General features: G+C 64.3%; 17 protein-coding genes and 2 pseudogenes. 10 read left to right on the top strand and 9 right to left on the bottom strand.

Annotation, left to right across the window (positions count from 1 at the left end):
• From VNW74_RS28665 to VNW74_RS28650, 4 genes and pseudogenes are all read left to right on the top strand, one after another.
• Window positions 1-122: pseudogene (locus VNW74_RS28665) on the top strand (hypothetical protein); the annotation flags it as partial.
• Between the two features lie 93 nt (window positions 123-215).
• A pseudogene (trxB, locus tag VNW74_RS28660) lies at window positions 216-1,234 on the top strand (thioredoxin-disulfide reductase).
• The gene (trxA, locus tag VNW74_RS28655) at window positions 1,231-1,584 is read left to right on the top strand and encodes a thioredoxin (RefSeq protein ID WP_325683192.1); all 354 of its coding nucleotides are present in this window, start codon (window positions 1,231-1,233) and stop codon (window positions 1,582-1,584) included. Before trxB ends, trxA begins: the two are co-directional and overlap by 4 nt.
• 119 nt (window positions 1,585-1,703) lie before the next feature.
• Window positions 1,704-2,924, top strand: a complete 1,221-nt coding sequence (locus tag VNW74_RS28650; RefSeq protein ID WP_325683190.1) for an N-acetylmuramoyl-L-alanine amidase — start codon at window positions 1,704-1,706, stop codon at window positions 2,922-2,924.
• Here the strand turns inward: VNW74_RS28650 and VNW74_RS28645 are convergent.
• The 9 genes from VNW74_RS28645 to rpmH form a co-directional block, all read right to left on the bottom strand.
• The gene (locus VNW74_RS28645; protein ID WP_325683188.1) at window positions 2,911-3,642 is read right to left on the bottom strand and encodes an acetyltransferase; all 732 of its coding nucleotides are present in this window, start codon (window positions 3,640-3,642) and stop codon (window positions 2,911-2,913) included. The two genes, VNW74_RS28650 and VNW74_RS28645, sit on opposite strands and share 14 nt — an antisense overlap.
• 363 nt (window positions 3,643-4,005) lie before the next feature.
• Window positions 4,006-5,007 carry a ParB/RepB/Spo0J family partition protein gene (locus tag VNW74_RS28640; RefSeq protein WP_325683186.1) on the bottom strand — a complete coding sequence of 334 codons (1,002 nt, stop codon included), beginning with the start codon at window positions 5,005-5,007 and terminating at the stop codon, window positions 4,006-4,008.
• On the bottom strand, window positions 4,988-5,971 hold the full coding sequence (locus VNW74_RS28635; protein ID WP_325683184.1) for a ParA family protein: 984 nt from the start codon (window positions 5,969-5,971) through the stop codon (window positions 4,988-4,990). The genes VNW74_RS28640 and VNW74_RS28635 overlap by 20 nt, the downstream gene beginning before the upstream one ends.
• On the bottom strand, window positions 5,968-6,696 hold the full coding sequence (gene rsmG, locus VNW74_RS28630) for a 16S rRNA (guanine(527)-N(7))-methyltransferase RsmG (protein ID WP_325683182.1): 729 nt from the start codon (window positions 6,694-6,696) through the stop codon (window positions 5,968-5,970). The genes VNW74_RS28635 and rsmG overlap by 4 nt, the downstream gene beginning before the upstream one ends.
• Window positions 6,697-6,756: 60 nt before the next feature.
• Complete coding sequence (locus VNW74_RS28625) at window positions 6,757-7,350, bottom strand: protein jag (RefSeq protein ID WP_325683180.1); 594 nt, start codon at window positions 7,348-7,350, stop codon at window positions 6,757-6,759.
• 99 nt (window positions 7,351-7,449) lie between these two features.
• Window positions 7,450-8,493, bottom strand: coding sequence for a membrane protein insertase YidC (gene yidC, locus VNW74_RS28620; RefSeq protein WP_414686816.1), 1,044 nt, complete (start codon window positions 8,491-8,493; stop codon window positions 7,450-7,452).
• Window positions 8,494-8,546: 53 nt separating this feature from the next.
• Window positions 8,547-8,870, bottom strand: coding sequence for a membrane protein insertion efficiency factor YidD (yidD, locus tag VNW74_RS28615; RefSeq protein WP_414686815.1), 324 nt, complete (start codon window positions 8,868-8,870; stop codon window positions 8,547-8,549).
• Window positions 8,867-9,217: a ribonuclease P protein component gene (gene rnpA / locus VNW74_RS28610; protein WP_325683176.1), complete on the bottom strand. Its 351-nt coding sequence runs from the start codon at window positions 9,215-9,217 to the stop codon at window positions 8,867-8,869. Before rnpA ends, yidD begins: the two co-directional genes overlap by 4 nt.
• 22 nt (window positions 9,218-9,239) lie before the next feature.
• Window positions 9,240-9,383 carry a 50S ribosomal protein L34 gene (rpmH, locus tag VNW74_RS28605; RefSeq protein WP_325683174.1) on the bottom strand — a complete coding sequence of 48 codons (144 nt, stop codon included), beginning with the start codon at window positions 9,381-9,383 and terminating at the stop codon, window positions 9,240-9,242.
• A gap of 573 nt (window positions 9,384-9,956) precedes the next feature.
• On the opposite strand from rpmH, the gene dnaA reads away from it, so the two are divergent.
• From dnaA to gyrA, 6 genes are all read left to right on the top strand, one after another.
• Window positions 9,957-11,453, top strand: coding sequence for a chromosomal replication initiator protein DnaA (dnaA, locus tag VNW74_RS28600; protein WP_325683172.1), 1,497 nt, complete (start codon window positions 9,957-9,959; stop codon window positions 11,451-11,453).
• 529 nt (window positions 11,454-11,982) lie between these two features.
• Window positions 11,983-13,182, top strand: a complete 1,200-nt coding sequence (dnaN, locus tag VNW74_RS28595) for a DNA polymerase III subunit beta (protein WP_325683170.1) — start codon at window positions 11,983-11,985, stop codon at window positions 13,180-13,182.
• Window positions 13,183-13,189: 7 nt separating this feature from the next.
• Window positions 13,190-14,344 (top strand): DNA replication/repair protein RecF, encoded by a 1,155-nt coding sequence (recF, locus tag VNW74_RS28590; protein ID WP_325683168.1) that lies wholly within the window; start codon window positions 13,190-13,192, stop codon window positions 14,342-14,344.
• Window positions 14,341-14,916, top strand: a complete 576-nt coding sequence (locus tag VNW74_RS28585; RefSeq protein WP_325683166.1) for a DUF721 family protein — start codon at window positions 14,341-14,343, stop codon at window positions 14,914-14,916. The genes recF and VNW74_RS28585 overlap by 4 nt, the downstream gene beginning before the upstream one ends.
• A 219-nt stretch (window positions 14,917-15,135) precedes the next feature.
• A complete protein-coding gene (gyrB, locus tag VNW74_RS28580; RefSeq protein WP_325683164.1) occupies window positions 15,136-17,166 on the top strand; it encodes a DNA topoisomerase (ATP-hydrolyzing) subunit B in 2,031 nt (676 codons plus the stop codon).
• Between the two features lie 43 nt (window positions 17,167-17,209).
• A partial coding sequence (gyrA, locus tag VNW74_RS28575) for a DNA gyrase subunit A (RefSeq protein WP_325683162.1) occupies window positions 17,210-19,126 on the top strand: 1,917 nt, incomplete at its 3' end.

Below are 19,126 nucleotides of genomic sequence, written 5' to 3'. Positions count from 1 at the left end.
CCGGCGTGCTGCTGGTGCTCCCCGCCGACACGCCAGCCGACCTGGCGGTCTTTGCGGTGGCGCTGAACTGCAGCGCCGCCGATACCGGGCTGTTAGCCAGCACCCAGGTCCCCCGCCCTTAAGGTGGTGCCACGTGTTGCGCGACACGAGCGGGAACAGCCACGCTTACGCTGGCGTTCGACACGATTGAAGAAGTCTGTATCTGAAAGGCTCGTATGACCGACTCCGCTCATGACAAAGTCCACGACGTCATCGTCATTGGTTCTGGTCCGGCCGGGTACACAGCGGCCCTCTACACGGCGCGCGCACAGCTGGCACCCCTGGTCTTTGAGGGGACGTCTTTCGGTGGTGCGTTGATGACCACGACCGAGGTGGAGAACTATCCCGGCTTCCGCGACGGCATCACCGGCCCGGAGCTGATGGACCAGATGCGCGAGCAGGCGCTGCGGTTCGGTGCGGACCTGCGCATGGAAGACGTCGAATCGGTGTCGTTGGACGGCCCGGTCAAGTCGGTCACCACCGCCGACGGGGAGACCTTGCGGGCGCGGACCGTGATCCTGGCGATGGGCGCCGCGGCTCGCTATCTGCATGTGCCGGGCGAGCAGGAGCTGCTGGGCCGCGGAGTGAGCTCTTGCGCCACCTGCGACGGCTTTTTCTTCCGCGATCAGGACATCGCCGTGATCGGCGGTGGGGACTCGGCGATGGAGGAGGCCACCTTCCTGACGAAATTCGCGCGCAGCGTCACCGTCGTGCATCGCCGCGAGGAGTTTCGGGCCTCCAAGATCATGCTCGACCGGGCCCGCGATAACGACAAGATCCGGTTCATCACCAACAGCGTCGTGGTCGGCGTCGAGGGCGACACCACCGTAGCCGGCTTGCGGCTACGCGACACCGGCACCGGCAAGGAATCCACGCTGGCCGTGACCGGGGTATTCGTCGCAATCGGCCACGATCCGCGGTCTGAATTGGTGCGCGGTGCGGTCGACCTGGATCCGGAAGGCTACGTGCTGGTCCAGGACAACACCACCCACACTTCGCTCGACGGGGTGTTTGCGGCGGGCGACTTGGTTGATCACACCTACCGGCAGGCGGTCACCGCTGCCGGTACGGGTTGCAGCGCAGCGATTGACGCCGAGCGCTGGCTGACCGAGCAAGCGGAAACGCCGGCATCCGCACCGACCAAATCCGCCGAAACCCCGGCGGCAGCGACACTTTGATTGGAGCACAGCGATGACGAACACCGATTCCGCAGGCACACCTGTGGATGTCTCTGACGCATCTTTCCAAAACGATGTGTTAGCCAGCAATACCCCTGTGCTGGTTGACTTTTGGGCTACCTGGTGCGGACCATGCAAGATGGTGGCACCGGTGTTGGCGGAGATCGCCGCCGAAAATGCCGGGCAGCTCACCGTCGCCAAACTCGATGTTGACGCAAACCCCGAGACCGCCCGCAATTTTCAGGTGGTCTCGATCCCGACGTTGATCTTGTTCAAGGACGGCGAACCCGTCAAGCGGATCGTTGGTGCCAAAGGCAAGGCGGCGCTACTACGCGAACTTTCCGACGCCGTTCCCGACGTCGGTTAGTTCGCTGCAGATCGCCGCGATTTGCCTGGCGTTTTCCCGAAATCGACGAGCGTCTGCGACAATACCGCCAAGCCTGTCAACGAACGGCAGGGCTGTGACCAGCTCACCGGAGGCCTTGAATGTCGCATCCGCACCGCGGTGCCGGCGAAGCGCTGCGCTGTGGTGACCGCAGCGCAGCGGTCACCGAGATTCGGGCTTCGCTGACCGCGCTGGGGCATCTCGACGGCCCGGACGAGAACCTCACCACCGGAAAGCATGTGGCACTCGATGTCTTCGACGAAGAGCTCGACCGCGCCGTGCGGGCGTTTCAGCAGCATCGCGGCCTCTTGGTGGACGGTGTCGTTGGCGAAGCGACCTACCGTGCGCTGAAAGAAGCGTCCTACCGGCTCGGCGCCCGTACGCTCAACCATCAGTTCGGTGCGCCGATGTACGGTGACGACGTCGCCACCCTGCAAGCCCGGTTGCAGGATCTCGGCTTTTACACCGGGCTCGTCGACGGACACTTCGGCCTGCAGACCCACAACGGGTTGATGTCGTACCAGCGCGAGTCCGGGCTCGACGCCGACGGTATTTGCGGCCCGGAGACGTTGCGGTCCTTGTACTTTCTCAGTTCGCGAGTAACCGGCGGTTCGCTGCACGCCATCCGTGAAGAGGAGCTGGTCCGTCGATCCGGGCCGAAGCTGTCGGGTAAGCGAATCATCATCGATCCCGGTCGCGGCGGTGCCGACCACGGGCTGATCACACACGGGGCCGCCGGGCCCATCAGCGAAGCAGACGTGTTGTGGGACTTGGCAAGTCGTCTGGAAGGCAGGATGACTGCCATCGGCATGGAAACCTTCCTGTCGCGGCCCACCAACCGCAGCCCATCGGACACCGAGCGTGCCGCGACGGCTAATGCCGTCGGCGCCGACCTGATGATCAGCCTGCGCTGCGCAACCCAGGCCAGCCCGTCGGCCAACGGCGTGGCCTCGTTCCACTTCGGCAATTCGCACGGTTCGGTCTCCACCATTGGCCGTAACCTGGCTGACTTCATTCAACGAGAAGTGGTCGCGCGCACCGGTTTACGCGACTGCCGGGTCCATGGTCGGACCTGGGATCTGCTGCGGCTGACCCGGATGCCTACCGTTCAGGTCGACATCGGATACATCACCAACCCGCGTGATCGAGCGCTGCTGATCACCACACAGACCCGCGACGCGATCGCTGAGGGGATACTGGCGGCGGTGAAGCGGCTGTATCTGCTCGGCAAGAACGACCGGCCTACTGGCACGTTTACCTTTGCCGAACTACTTGCTCACGAGTTGTCAGTGGAGCAGGCCGGCCGGCTCAGCGGTTCATAGCCGCGGATCCCGCTGCGACCGGTTGCTGCAGCGACGAGGTCTCCAGCAGCCGTTCTAATGCCGCTTCGACCTCCGCCTTCCAGCCAAGACCCTTGTCCAGCTCGAGTCGCAAGCGCGGGAAATACCGATGGTGGGCCACCACGACGAATCCCACGTCCCGAAGAAAGTCTGCCTCGATCACGCAGTGCTCGACCGAACAGTCACCCAGCGCCTCGAGCACCGGTCGGAGATCGGGATCGACGGTCTGTGGGTTGAGCAGCTCCGCGACGTTCTCGGTGCGACCGAACGCCTCCAGTGCCCGGACGCCCCGGCGGACCAATTCGTCGACCACCCGCGCCACCAGGCTGTACGGCAGCTCGTCGGCGGCTGGGCCGGGCTCCACTCGCATCGAGGTGAGCAGTACCGCGTCAGCCGACACCGGCGCGGTGGGAAACCGATGTGCTCGGGGCACCGCCCGGGGCGGAGCGTAGAAGGCATAGCCCAAACAGGAGGCCTCGCCCTGGCCGGCCTCCGCCGGAGCCGCCATCGCCACCTGACCGCACGATCCCCACTCCAGCATGACCATCGACAGCCACGCCTCTTTTTCGAATTCCGGGTCGGCCAGGTGGTCTTCGTTACCAAGGGTCGCGGGGTCGACTTCCCAGAAGGTGCAGCGGCGGGCGTGTTTGGGAAGCTGGTCGAAGGCTTCGAGTCGTAGCGGTGTGATTCGAGCAGACACTAAACTCCTGGGCCTCCGTGGAGGGCTGTCATTGACTGACCCTGTTTCTCCTCGGGCCGTATTGGCCCGAATCGTCGCAGGGCGCCGCCGATGTCCAAGTTCCCCGCGACCGGGTGGTGCCGCCACCCCGCAGCTGAGCGTACCCTCCGGGCACGGCCGACGGCGATACCCACGCGACCCCGAATTGAGGGCCCGAAACGCCCCTCCCCTGCCGACTCGGGCCAACCAGCTAGCCCGCGCTTCGCCGATTCCACGTCAACGCTGAAATGAACTGGTGCACAGCCCGATTCAGTTGACTGCGGCATGTTGGGGCGGCTTGGTTGGCCGGATTGTCACAGTGACGTAATCAGTTGGTGTCTATGGTCAGCTGTCCGACGAGTTCATCAGGCCGACGATGCGCTGCAAATCGTCTACCGAACCGAACTCGATCACGATCTTGCCTTTGCGTTTGCCCACGCTGACTGTGACGCGGGTGTCGAAGGTGCCGGAGAGCTGCTCGGCTACGTCCTGAAGGCCGGGCATCTGGATCGGCTTGCGCCGTGGCGGCGCTGGCTGGTTGGTATCGCTGCGATTGGCGAGGGTGACCGCCTCCTCGGTTGCCCGCACCGACAGCCCCTCGGCGATGATCCGTGCCGCCAGGTTTTCTTGCGCGTCCGGACCGCCCTCGAGGGATAGCAGCGCCCGGGCGTGGCCGGCCGACAGCACTCCTGCTGCGACCCGGCGCTGAACAGGAATCGGCAACCGCAGCAATCGGATCATGTTGGTGATCAGCGGACGGGACCGGCCGATGCGGGCGGCCAGCTCGTCGTGGGTGACGCCGAACTCGTCGAGCAGTTGCTGATAGGCCGCCGCCTCTTCCAGCGGGTTCAACTGCACCCGGTGGATGTTCTCCAACAGTGCATCGCGTAGCAGATTGTCCTCGGCGGTCTCGCGCACGATCGCCGGGATGGCGGTCATCCCGGCCGCCTGGGCCGCCCGCCACCGTCGCTCCCCCATCACGAGCTGATAACGCTGCCCGCCGGATGGCTGGGCTACGTCGACTGCACGGACCACGATCGGCTGCATGAGACCGAACTCGCGGATTGAGTGCACCAACTCGGCCAGCGCCTCGTCGTCGAACACCTGCCGCGGCTGGCGCGGGTTCGGCTCGATGAGGGCCGGGTCGATCTCGCGGTACACCGCACCGATATCGGTCGAGGCCGCTGAGCCCCCGGGCGGTGGACCCCCCAGCACTACGTCGGCCGCCGCATCGCCCATCCGCGGCCCGAACCGGGTCGAATCATCATTGGGATCCGCCGGCCCGGTGGGGATCAGCGAAGCCAGGCCTCGCCCGAGTCCGCCCTTCCTACGGTGCGCCTGGGTCATGCTTGTCCCCCTCTTTAGGTGATGGTCCGTCACGCTCGGCGAGCTCGCGGCTGGCGTCGAGGTAACTCATCGCGCCGCGCGAACCGGGATCGTAATCGATGATCGTCATGCTGTAACCGGGCGCCTCCGAGACCTTCACGCTGCGCGGGATCACGGTGCGTAGGACCTTCGCCCCGAAGTAGCGGCGGACTTCGTCGGCCACCTGATCGGCGAGCTTGGTCCGGCCGTCGTACATGGTGAGGATGACAGTGCTGACGTCCAGGCTGGGATTCAGATGGGCTTTGACCATCTCGATGTTATTCATCAACTGGGACACCCCCTCAAGCGCGTAGTACTCGCACTGGATGGGGATCAGTACCTCGGGGGCGGCGACCAACGCGTTGATGGTCAACAGCCCCAGCGACGGTGGGCAGTCGATGAAGACGTAGTCGAAGTCAGAAATGGCGGGGCCGTCGAGTTCGGCGAGCGCCGTACGAAGTCGGTTCTCGCGCGCCACCATGCTCACCAATTCGATCTCGGCGCCGGCCAGGTCGATGGTCGATGGCACACAGAACAAGCGCTCGCTGTGCGGGCTGCGGCGCAACGCGGTCCGTAAAGACATCTCGCCGAGAAGCACCTCGTATGACGACGGTGTGCCGGAATGACGGTCGGTGATACCTAGCGCCGTACTCGCGTTGCCCTGTGGATCCAGATCGATGACGAGCGTTTTGAGGCCTTGAATGGCGAGCGCCGCGGCCAGGTTCACTGCCGTGGTGGTTTTGCCGACGCCGCCTTTCTGATTGGCGATCGTGAACAGTCGACGATGGCGCGGGCGGCGCAGCGGTTTGTAGGCGGTGTGCAGTACCTGCATGGCGCGCTCTGCAGCGGCTCCGATCGGGGTGTCGAATTCCGATGTTTCACGTGAAACATGCGTGGCGGAGTGGGTTCCGTGATCGGAACCGACCGGGTCGTGCGGCGCACTCATAGGCTCTCCCTGTTCGACCGTCGGCGCGGCACACCCCGGCTTGGGGCCGGCTTGCCGCGCCGTGCCACCACCACGGTTGTCGGCGGAGACAGATAGTTCACGCCACATTCCACCACCCTGGCATCCGCGGCGCCCAACGCAGTCATCACACGCCGGTGCTCGCGCACTTCGTCGGGTGCCCGCTCGCCCTTGATCGCGAGCATCCGACCACCTGGCCGCAGCAGCGGCAGGCTCCACCGTGTCACCTTGTCCAATGGGGCCACCGCCCGCGACACGACGGCATCACATCCGCCGGCCTGCTCGCGGATGGCCGGCTCCTCGGCCCGGCCCCGGAGTACTTCGACATCCAGCCCGAGCTCGGTGACGGCCATGCGCAGAAACTCGGTTCGCCGGAGCAGCGACTCGATCAGAACGATGCGGAGTCCGGGCTGCGCGATCGCCAGGGCCAATCCCGGTAACCCGGCGCCGCTACCGATGTCGGCCACCCGCTCGCCGGGATTCAACAACTCCGAGAGCACGCCGCAATTCAAGAGGTGCCGTTCCCAGATTCGGTCGATTTCGTGCGGGCCCAGAAGCCCCCACTCGACGCCGGCGTCCGCGAGCAACTTGGCGTAGTTCTGGGCGAGGTCGACGCGGGGCCCGAATACGGCTGTCGCTGCGTCGGGCGGCGGCGGCACCCGCGGCAGCGCTCGCTCGTTCGGAGCGACATGTTTCACGTGAAACATCCCTCCCGTCCGTACTCGCCGGACCCAAGCGAACTACAGCTGTGTAACTCTGTTTCTCATTCAATCGACCAGCACGACGACGCGGCGCGACGGCTCCACGCCCTCGCTCTCGCTCCGGACTCCTCCAATCGCCGCGACCGCGTCGTGAACGATCTTGCGCTCAAACGGTGTCATCGGAGCGAGTTCTTCGCGCTCGCCACTTTCCAGCACTCTCCTGGCAACCTTGTCGCCCAACGCCGCCAACTCGTCCCGGCGGCGCCGCCGCCAGCCGGCGATATCGAGCATCAGTCGGCTGCGCACCCCCGTCTTCTGATGCACCGCCAGCCGAGTCAGTTCCTGCAAGGCATCGAGCACCTCGCCCTTGCGGCCCACCAACTTGTTCAAGTCGTCGCTGCCGTCGATGCTGACCACCGCACGGGTGCCCTCGACGTCCAGATCGATGTCGCCATCGAAATCTAGGAGGTCCAGGAGCTCTTCCAAGTAGTCGCCCGCGATCTCTCCCTCGGCGACCAATCGCTCCTCCGTATCGGCCCCCGTATCGGCCTCGGTATCGGTGTCACTATCGTCCGCCGCGGTGTCCTCCGACGCCTCTTCCAGAACCACCCCTGTCGAAGCTTCGTCGATGTCGTATCCCGTTGTGTCCGCGTCCGTCATCCCTGTCTGTTCCTTCCCGTCGCCCGGGCCTGCGCCCGGCTAAGTCTGCTGCCCGGTCTCTGGTCCCGGGCTCATCCCCAACGTCGACCCGATCCTCGGTCAGCGCCTGCGCTTCTTCGGCTTCGCGCCTGGGCGTGGAGTGCGGCCGGCCGGATTGCTGTTGCGCGCCACCTGATCGCCCTTACTCGTGCTGGCCTCCGACGGTTCCGCGGCTGCAGATTCACCATCCGCACCGCCCGCAGGCGCCGGCGAACCGTTGCCGTCCGCCGCCGCGCTCCTCGCCGACCGCTTGGGTTTGGCGCCGGGCACCGGCGCATTCGCCGCCCGACGTTCCAATGCCTCGCGCTTCTTCGCCTCTTCCTCTTTTTCGATCATCCCGAAGACGAGGTGCTGCTGGCCGAACGTCCAGATGTTGTTCGAGAACCAGTAGAAGATGATCGCCAACGGCAAGAACGGTCCGCCGACTACCACGCCCAGCGGGAAGACATACAGCGCGAGCTTGTTCATCATCGCCGTCTGCGGGTTCGCCGCGGCTTCGGGGCTTTGCCGCGCGATCGACGCCCGGCTGTTGAAGTAGGTGGCGATGCCGGCCAGGATCATCACGGGCATGCCGACCGCGATGACGGCAGGCCGACTGAATTCGGTGAAGGCCGCGAGACTAGCGCCCCGTTGCGTCATGGAGGCACCCAGGGGCGCACCGAACAGGTTGGCGTCCAGGAAGTGTCCGACATCCGCGGCGCTGAAGACGTAGTTACCCAGCTCGCGGTTGCGCTCCGGAGAGAGCCCCAGTTGTCCGATACCGGTGGTGGTGCGGTTGAAGCACCGCAGCACGTGATACAGCCCCAGGAACACCGGGATCTGCGCCAGCATCGGCAAGCAGCCGAGTATCGGATTGAATCCGTGTTCGCGCTGTAGCTTCTGCATCTCCAAGGCCATCCGCTGACGGTCCTTGCCGTACTTCTTCTGCAGCGCCTTGATCTGCGGTTGCAGCTCCTGCATCTGGCGGGTGGTGCGGATCTGCCGGACGAACGGCTTGTACAAAATCGCCCGTAGCGAGAAGACCAGGAACATCACCGACAGCGTCCACGCGAAGAAGTTCGACGGGCCCAGCAGAAACCCGAAGGCTTTGTACCAGAGCCACATGATCGCCGAAACCGGATAGTAGAAGTAGTCCAGGCTGAACGGATCAAACAACGTTAATCACTCTCCCCTAGCGTCGCTGGGGTACCCCAGATTTCCACCCGGACCGCCCGGTGCTCCGGTATCGGATCCCATCCTCCCCGATGCCATGGACCGCACTTGGCCAGCCGGACGGCCGCCAGTCCAATCCCCCGCACCAACCCGTACTCGGCCAGCGCCTCTACTGCGTACTGACTACACGTTGGGGTGAACCGGCACGTCGGTAGCCGAAGTGGCGACACCATGTGCCGGTAAAGCTGAATCAAGAAAATCAACCCGCGGATAACCGCGGCCTCGGCGCCATGTAGCCACTGTCCCAGCTGTGACGTTATGTCATTCACCGACCAGATCCCGTCGCCTGGATCCGCCGTAAGCCGGCCCGTAGTTCTTCTTCCAATCGAGCGGATCCGACGTCACGAGCGTTCGGCCGGGCGCGGATCACGATCTGCTGGGAGCGGTCCAGCCCGTCGAGCACTCCGCGAGCGACGTGTCGCAACCGCCGAGCCAAGCGATGCCGTTGCACGGCCGAGCCCACCGATCGCGAAATGATCAGTCCAACTATCGGCGCTTCGGCGTCGGTCCCGCGCCGCGAATAGATGACGAGGTCTGGCTGCACGGCTCGAGTCCCGTGCTTTACCGTGGCACCAAAATCGGCTGACCGCGTCATGCGGTTCCGCGCGGAAAGCACCGCTGTGACACCGAGATTCGAATCAGGCAGTCAGCGAACGGCGGCCCTTGCGCCGCCGGTTTGACACGACCGCCCGCCCCGCCCGGGTGCGCATCCGCAGCCGGAAGCCGTGCACGCGGGCTCGGCGCCGGTTATTCGGCTGGAAGGTCCGCTTGCCCTTTGCCACGACTCTCTCCTCGTTGCTTCTGGCATCGTGTTCCGGCCCGGTACCGACGCCGGTAGAACACGATTGCACTCACCAAGCCTTGGCAGGCTCTGTGTCTCGCTGGTAACCGGCGCGGGCCCCGTTGCAGATTGCGCGGATCGCAGCCGTATCGCCGACTTTCGGGCGACTAGACGAGGGTACGCAGCAGCGTTCGCCGGGTCAAACCTGGCCGTCTCGGCGCCCGACTCCGCGGCGATATTTCACTCATGCAACACCCGCCACCGCGACCGGCGAGCAATTCTACGAAAGCGCGCCCCAATGTTGCAGAACGGTTGGCACGCGAACAGAAAACTTGTTAGCTTCGGCCAATGCCGTTTCACAATGGAACGGCGCCCGACAACGAAGCGAGGATGGCGGATCGGCTTCCTGGCCAAGTGACCTATGCTGGCTGTCTCGAGCGCCGATCCCGCGTGCCGTCGGCCGTGACCTGCGGCTTGGTGGCGGTCGTCCTGTCCACACTTGTGGATAACCATGTGGACAGTTCGTGGTCGCGGCTAAACGCTGTACTTCGACGTCAAACCAGGGGGGCCGTCGTTGACCGATGACCCCGGATCAAGTTTCGCGACGGTCTGGAATGCGGTCGTCTCCGAACTCAACGGCGAGATCGCCACGGACGCTTCCCCAACCAACGGCGAACCGTACGTCCCTGCCCTGACACCGCAGCAACGAGCCTGGCTGAACCTTGTACAACCGCTGACGATTGTCGAAGGGTTCGCTCTGCTGTCCGTGCCCAGCAGCTTCGTGCAGAACGAAATCGAACGACACCTGCGTACCCAGATCACCGAGGCGCTGAGCCGTCGGCTCGGTCAACAGATCGAGCTCGGCGTCCGTATCGCCGCGCTGTCCGGTGACGAATCCGATGACGGCCTAGTGCCCGACGAATCGCTGGCCGAGGTCGACGAGGTTGACGACGACCGCGAAGCCCTCGCCAGCGCACATCAAAACTGGCCGACCTACTTCACCGAGCGACCACAGACCGCTGACCCGGAAGCCTCGGGCGGCACCAGCCTGAATCGGCGCTACACCTTCGACACGTTCGTCATCGGCGCCTCGAACCGGTTCGCCCACGCCGCGGCCCTCGCGATTGCCGAGGCACCCGCCCGGGCCTACAACCCACTGTTCATCTGGGGCGAATCCGGCCTCGGTAAGACACACCTCTTACACGCGGCGGGTAACTACGCGCAACGACTGTTCCCCGGTATGCGGGTCAAGTACGTCTCCACCGAAGAGTTCACCAACGACTTCATCAACTCGCTGCGAGACGATCGCAAGGTCGCCTTCAAGCGCAGCTACCGCGATGTCGACGTACTCCTCGTCGACGACATCCAATTCATCGAGGGTAAAGAAGGTATACAGGAAGAGTTCTTCCACACTTTCAATACTCTGCACAACGCCAACAAGCAGATCGTCATCTCCTCCGATCGACCACCCAAGCAACTGGCCACCCTGGAAGACCGGCTCCGGACCCGGTTCGAATGGGGGCTGATCACCGACGTGCAGCCACCCGAGCTGGAAACCCGCATCGCCATTCTGCGCAAGAAGGCACAAATGGAACGCCTGGCGGTGCCCGACGATGTGCTCGAGCTCATCGCCAGCAGCATCGAACGCAACATCCGCGAACTCGAAGGCGCGCTCATCCGAGTGACCGCGTTCGCGTCGCTGAACAAAACCCCCATCGACAAGGCGCTGGCCGAAATCGTGTTGCGCGACCTGATTGCCGACGCCAGCACCATGCAGATCAGCGCCGCCACCATCATGGCGGCCACCGCGGAGTACTTCGATACCACGGTCGAAGAACTCCGTGGGCCCGGTAAGACCCGGGCGCTGGCCCAGTCAAGGCAGATCGCAATGTATCTGTGCCGCGAACTGACCGACCTGTCACTGCCGAAGATCGGGCAAGCATTCGGCCGCGACCACACCACGGTGATGTATGCCCAACGCAAAATCCTCTCCGAGATGGCCGAGCGCCGCGAAGTCTTCGACCACGTCAAGGAACTCACCACCCGGATTCGGCAGCGCTCAAAGCGCTGAACGCCGGCCACAAGGCCCAAAACGCCAAAAAACTTTGGACACGACCATCCCACCAGTCACAGCACAGTTTGTGGATATCCCTGTGGGCAACCTCCTTGCGTTATCACGCCGGCATAACAGCCACGTGCACAACCGCGGGTAATCCCCAACCCCTGCACACAAACCACACAGCCATGCAGCCGTCATTCACAACCCGGTTGGCATCGTTGCGCAGCGCAGATGGCATGCTGTCCCCAAGATGCACAGGCCTTAATACTGTTACTGGTATATCTCCGTAGTTTCTTCTTGGAAAAGACACCTGGGGACGGAGCGTTCCACACCCACCCGACGAGGCAGGAACACCCTGAGTGTCATTGATTCCGATTAGCTTTCAAGATGGCGCTCAAAGCTCTACGGTTGTGGTTCGACTGCCGGTTCGGTCGTCGAAGCGGGTTTACGGGCACAGGGGTCCGTCAGCGGGGAGATCGCACTCCACGGGCGGTGGGGCCGCTGAAGTCAGCCTGGTTGTTCGAGGTGATGAAGGGACGCAATGGACGTGGCGACGACCACAGTCGGCGTGACCGACTTGAAGTTTCGCTTGGTGCGCGAAGACTTCGCCGATGCGGTGGCATGGGTGGCGCGGACGCTGCCCACCAGGCCCACGGTGCCGGTGCTGGCCGGCGTGCTGCTGACCGGCTCGGACGACGGCTTAACGATTTCCGGGTTCGATTACGAGGTCTCCGCCGAAGTACGGCTGGCAGCGGAAATCGCTTCTCCGGGAACAGTTTTGGTGTCCGGACGGCTGTTGTCGGAAATCACTCGCGCGTTGCCCAACAAGCCGGTCGACGTCCAGGTGGAAGGCACCAGAGTTTCCTTGACGTGCGGAAGTTCGAGATTTTCGTTGCCGACAATGGCGGTGGAGGACTACCCGACGCTGCCGGCGTTGCCGGAAGAGACCGGTGCGCTGTCGTCGGATGTGTTCGCCGAAGCCATCGGTCAGGTTGCAGTCGCCGCCGGCCGCGACGACACACTGCCGATGCTGACCGGAATCCGGGTGGAGATTTCCGGTGCGGCGGTGGTGTTGGCCGCTACCGACCGGTTCCGCCTGGCGGTTCGGGAGCTGACGTGGTCCGCGGCCGGATCCGACGTTGAGGCGGCCGTGTTGGTGCCGGCCAAGACACTGGCCGAGGCGGCCAAGACTGGAAGCGACGGCGCCGAAGTTCATTTGTCATTGGGGTCGGGACCCACCGTGGGCAAGGAGGGATTGCTCGGGATCAGTGGAAACGGGAAGCGCAGTACGACCCGGTTGCTGGATGCGGAGTTCCCGAAGTTTCGACAGCTGTTGCCGACCGAACACACCGCCGTGGCCACTGTCGGGGTGGCTGAGTTGACCGAGGCGATCAAGCGCGTCGCACTGGTCGCCGATCGTGGTGCGCAGGTCCGGATGGAGTTCGCCGGCGATGTGTTGCGACTGTCGGCCGGGGCCGACGACGTCGGCCGGGCCGAAGAGGATGTTGCCGTGGAATTCGCCGGCGAACCGCTGACGATTGCTTTCAACCCGACATACCTGACCGACGGGTTGGGGTCGCTGCACTCCGACCGGGTGTCGTTTGGCTTCACTACGCCGAGCCGACCGGCGGTGTTGCGACCGGCTGGCGACGACGATCTTCAGCCCACGGATAGCGGACCTTTCCCGGCGGTTGCGACCGACTACGTCTATTTGTTGATGCCGGTCCGTCTTCCTGGTTAGCGGTCAGGTGTTTGTTCGTCATCTGGGCTTGCGGGATTTTCGATCGTGGGCACACGCCGAGGTCGATTTGACGCCGGGCCGGACGGTGTTCGTCGGTCCCAACGGTTTCGGGAAGACGAATCTTATTGAAGCACTGTGGTATTCGTCCACATTGGGCTCGCATCGGGTAGCGACCGACGCGCCCTTGGTTCGGGTCGGCTCGCCGCGGGCGGTGGTGTCGACGATCGTGGTCAATGACGGACGCGAGTGCGCCGTCGACTTGGAGATCACCGCTGGCCGGGCGAACAAAGCCCGGTTGAATCGATCGCCCGTGCGCAGCCCGCGTGAGGTGATCGGGGTACTCCGGGCGGTGTTATTCGCGCCGGAAGATCTGGCGCTCGTACGGGGAGACCCCGGAGATCGGCGCCGCTACCTCGACGACCTGGCGGCGGTGCGACGACCGCGGGTGGCCGCTGTGCGGGCTGACTATGACAAAGTTCTGCGCCAGCGCACCGCACTACTCAAATCCGCGTCCGGCGCGAGGTTGCGGGGTGATCGCGGGGCCCTGGACACGCTTGATGTGTGGGACGGCCATCTGGCCGCACACGGTGCTGATTTGATGGCCGCCCGGATGGAGCTGGTGAACGAGCTGGCGCCCGAAGTGCAGAAGAGCTACGAGGTGCTGGCGCCGGGATCGCGGCCGGCGGCGATCGGTTATCACGCCAGCGTCGACGTCGAGCCCGACTGCACCGACGTCGAACTGTTGCGCGCGGCGCTGCTGGCGGGGATGGCGCAGCGCCGCGACGCCGAACTCGAGCGTGGTGTCTGCCTAGTGGGCCCGCATCGCGACGACCTTGAGCTACGCCTTGGTGAGCAACCCGCGAAAGGCTTTGCCAGCCATGGTGAATCGTGGTCGATGGCGTTGGCGCTGCGGCTGGCGGCCTATGAATTGTTGCGCGCGGAGGGTGGCGATCCGGTGTTGTTGCTCGATGACGTTTTCGCTGAACTCGACACCGCCCGCCGGGCGGCGCTGGCGGCGGCCGCGGCATCGGCGGAGCAGGTACTGGTGACCGCGGCGGTCCTCGACGACATTCCCCGCGACTGGGATGCCAAGCGAGTGACGATCGCGCTACGGGAAGGCGACAGCGGACCGGTCTCTGCGGTGGAGGAGCGCGACCGATGACGGATGAATCTGACGAACCTGACACAGCTGCCGGCGGCCCGCCGGAGCGGTTGAGCGGGTTGGCCGGTATGGACCTGGTGAGGCGAGCGCTGGAAGAGGCTCGCGGCAACGCGCGCACGCAAGGCAAAGATGTGGGGCGTGGGCGGCGGATGCCGCCCACCCGCCGCGTTGCCGGCGCCGCAAGTCGGCGCCGGTGGTCAGGTCCGGGACCGGATAGCCGCGATCCGCAACGGTTGGGCAACGTGACCCGCGACGTGGCGAAGAAGCATGGCTGGTCGTCGCGGGTGGCCGAGGGCACAGTGGTCGGCCAGTGGTCGTCGGTGGTCGGTCAACACATCGCCGAGCATGCGACCCCAACCGCACTGCGCGACGGAGTGCTGAGTGTGTCGGCGGAATCGACGGCTTGGGCTACGCAGCTACGGATCATCCAGGCGCAGGTGCTGGCAAAAATCGCCGCCGCGGTCGGCGATGGTGTGGTGACCACGCTGAAAATCACCGGGCCGACCGCGCCGTCGTGGCGTAAAGGACCCTTGCACATCGCCGGAAGAGGGCCTCGTGACACCTACGGATGAGGCATCGAACGATCCGCTGAGGGCCGTCAGAACGGCGCGACTCGGCTCGTCAAGCGTCAGGACGCAGGCGAGATCGAAAAATTCCGCACACGGCGAAGATAGCTGTGTAGAAACACCCTCGCAGAATCGGTGCTACCGCTCGCTATAGGTAGACTGGCGGAGAACCAGCGCAGAGTCATTCAACTACCCGCGCGCAACCCCAAGGAGTGCTTTCCGACCGTGGCTGCCCAGAAGAAGGCCCGCAACTCATACGACGCCGGAGACATCCAGGTTCTTGAAGGGTTGGAGGCAGTTCGCAAACGACCGGGCATGTACATCGGGTCGACTGGCGAGCGCGGCCTCCACCACCTGGTATGGGAGGTCGTGGACAACGCGGTGGACGAGGCGATGGCCGGGTACGCCACCCAAGTCGACGTCAAGATCCTCGAGGACGGCAGCGTCCAGGTCACCGACGACGGCCGCGGCATCCCCGTGTCGATGCACTCGACCGGGATACCCACCGTCGACGTCGTCATGACCCAGTTGCATGCGGGTGGCAAGTTCGGCGGCGATGACGGCGCCTACGCGGTGTCGGGTGGTTTGCACGGGGTGGGCGTGTCGGTGGTCAACGCATTGTCCACGCGACTCGAGGTGGAGATCTCCCGCGACGGTTACGAGTGGTCGCAGTTCTATGACCACTCGGTTCCCGGCACCCTCAAGCAGGGTGAGAAGAGCAAGAAGACCGGCACCACGGTGCGGTTCTGGGCCGATCCGAACATCTTCGAGACCACCGAATACGATTTCGAGACCGTGGCCCGCCGGCTGCAGGAGATGGCCTTCCTCAACAAAGGGCTGACCATCGACCTGGTCGACGAGCGCGTTGCCGCCGAGGAAGTGGTCGACGAGGTTGTCAGCGACACGGCCGAGGCGCCGAAGTCGGCCGAGGAAAAGGCCGAAGAACGCAACAAACCGCAGAAGGTCAAACACCGCACCTTTCACTACCCGGGCGGCCTCGTCGATTTCGTCAAACACATCAACCGGACCAAGAACGCGATCCATAGCAGCATCGTGGATTTCTCTGGCAAGGGTCCCGGTCACGAGGTTGAGATCGCGATGCAGTGGAACGCGGGTTATTCGGAGTCGGTGCACACGTTCGCCAACACCATCAACACCCACGAGGGCGGTACCCACGAGGAAGGCTTCCGCGCAGCGCTGACGTCGGTGGTGAACAAGTACGCCAAAGACAAAAAGCTGCTGAAAGACAAAGATCCCAACCTCACCGGCGACGACATCCGTGAGGGCCTGGCCGCGGTGATCTCGGTCAAGGTCAGCGAGCCACAGTTCGAGGGCCAGACCAAGACCAAACTGGGCAACACCGAAGTCAAGTCGTTCGTGCAGAAGGTCTGCAACGAGCAGCTGACCCACTGGTTCGAAGCCAACCCGGCCGATGCCAAGACCGTGGTGAACAAGGCGGTGTCGTCCGCGCAGGCCCGGATCGCCGCCCGAAAGGCCCGAGAGTTGGTGCGGCGCAAGAGCGCCACCGATCTGGGTGGGCTGCCCGGCAAGCTGGCCGACTGCCGCTCCACCGATCCGCGTAAGTCGGAGCTGTATGTGGTGGAAGGTGATTCGGCCGGTGGTTCGGCCAAGAGCGGCCGCGACTCGATGTTCCAGGCGATTCTTCCGTTGCGGGGCAAGATCATCAATGTCGAGAAAGCCCGCATCGACCGGGTGCTGAAAAACACCGAAGTTCAGGCGATCATCACAGCGCTGGGCACCGGAATCCACGACGAGTTCGACCTCACCAGACTGCGCTACCACAAGATCGTGCTGATGGCCGACGCCGATGTGGACGGGCAGCACATCTCGACGCTGCTGCTGACACTGTTGTTCCGGTTCATGCGCCCGCTGATCGAGAACGGGCACGTGTTTTTGGCGCAGCCGCCGCTGTACAAGTTGAAGTGGCAGCGCAGCGAACCCGAGTTCGCCTACTCAGACCGGGAACGCGACGGTCTGTTGGAGGCGGGCGCGAAGGCCGGCAAGAAGATCAATAAAGAAGACGGCATCCAACGCTACAAGGGTCTGGGTGAAATGGATGCCAAGGAGTTGTGGGAAACCACGATGGACCCGTCGGTCAGAGTGCTGCGTCAAGTCACCCTCGACGACGCCGCGGCGGCGGACGAGTTGTTCTCCATCCTGATGGGCGAGGACGTCGAGGCACGCCGAAGCTTTATCACTCGCAACGCCAAGGACGTTCGCTTCCTGGATGTCTGACGATTCAGATCACTCCCCTATTCACAACATCGACGAGGAATAGATGACAGACACCACGCTGCCGCCCGGTGGCGACGCCGCCGATCGGATCGAACCGGTCGACATCCAGCAGGAGATGCAGCGCAGCTACATCGACTACGCAATGAGCGTCATCGTGGGCCGCGCGTTGCCGGAAGTGCGCGATGGCCTCAAGCCCGTGCACCGTCGGGTGCTTTACGCGATGTACGACTCCGGGTTCCGCCCGGACCGCAGCCACGCCAAGTCCGCGCGGTCGGTCGCCGAGACGATGGGTAATTACCACCCGCACGGCGACGCATCGATCTACGACACCTTGGTGCGAATGGCCCAACCATGGTCGCTGCGCTATCCGCTGGTCGACGGTCAGGGCAACTTCGGATCGCCGGGCAACGACCCGCCGGCCGCGATGAGATACACCGAGGCGCGGCTGACTCCGTTGGCGATGGAGATGCTGCGCGAAATCGACGAGGAGACAGTCGATTTCATCCCCAACTATGACGGCCGGGTGCAGGAGCCCACGGTGCTGCCCAGCCGGTTCCCGAACCTGCTGGCCAACGGATCCGGCGGCATCGCTGTCGGTATGGCGACCAACATGCCGCCGCACAACCTGCGCGAGCTTGCCGACGCGGTGTTCTGGGCGCTGGACAACTACGAGGCCGACGAAGAGGCCACCCTGGCCGCCGTCATGGAACGGATCAAAGGCCCCGACTTCCCTACCTCGGGGCTGATCGTCGGTTCGCAAGGCATCGCGGATGCGTACAAGACTGGCCGCGGTTCCATCCGGATGCGCGGAGTGGTTGAGGTAGAAGAAGATTCGCGGGGCCGGACCGGGCTGGTGATCACCGAGTTGCCGTATCAGGTCAACCACGACAACTTCATCACCTCGATCGCAGAGCAGGTCCGCGACGGCAGGTTGGCCGGGATCGCCAACATCGAAGACCAGAGCAGTGACCGGGTCGGGCTGCGCATCGTCGTCGAGATCAAGCGCGACGCGGTGGCCAAGGTGGTGCTGAACAACCTCTACAAGCACACCCAGCTGCAGACCAGCTTCGGCGCCAACATGCTGGCCATCGTCGACGGGGTGCCGCGCACGCTGCGGCTGGACCAGCTGATCCGCTACTACGTCGAGCACCAACTCGACGTCATCATCCGGCGCACCACCTACCGGCTGCGCAAGGCCAACGAACGCGCCCACATCCTGCGCGGCCTGGTCAAGGCGCTGGACGCGCTCGACGAAGTCATCGCGTTGATCCGGGCATCGGAGACCGTGGACATCGCGCGGGCCGGCCTGATCGAGCTGCTCGACATCGACGACATTCAGGCCCAGGCCATCCTGGACATGCAGTTGCGCCGACTGGCAGCGTTGGAGCGCCAGCGCATCATCGACGACCTGGCCAAGATCGAAGCCGAAATCGCCGACCTGGAAGACATTTTGGCCAAACCGGAGCGTCAGCGCCGGATCGTGCACGACGAGCTCGCCGAGATCGTCGAGAAGCACGGCGACGACCGCCGCACCCGGATCATCGCCGCCGACGGCGAGGTCAGCGACGAAGACCTGATCACCCGCGAAGACGTCGTCGTCACCATCACCGAAACCGGCTACGCCAAGCGCACCAAGACCGACCTGTACCGCAGCCAGAAGCGCGGCGGCAAGGGGGTGCAGGGCGCCGGGCTGAAACAGGACGACATCGTACGGCACTTCTTCGTGTGCTCGACGCACGACTGGATCCTGTTCTTCACGACCCAGGGCCGGGTATACCGAGCCAAGGCCTACGATCTGCCGGAAGCCTCGCGGACGGCGCGCGGCCAGCACGTCGCCAACCTGCTGGCCTTCCAACCCGAGGAGCGGATCGCTCAGGTAATCCAGATCCAGAGCTACGAGGACGCCCCGTATTTGGTACTGGCCACCCGCAACGGGCTGGTCAAAAAGACGGCGCTCACC

Origin of the sequence: Mycobacterium sp., assembly GCF_035570115.1 — a bacterium.
GTDB lineage: Bacteria > Actinomycetota > Actinomycetes > Mycobacteriales > Mycobacteriaceae > Mycobacterium.
The sequence above is the reverse complement of the archived record's forward strand: the minus strand, read 5'-3'. Positions and strand labels throughout refer to the sequence as shown.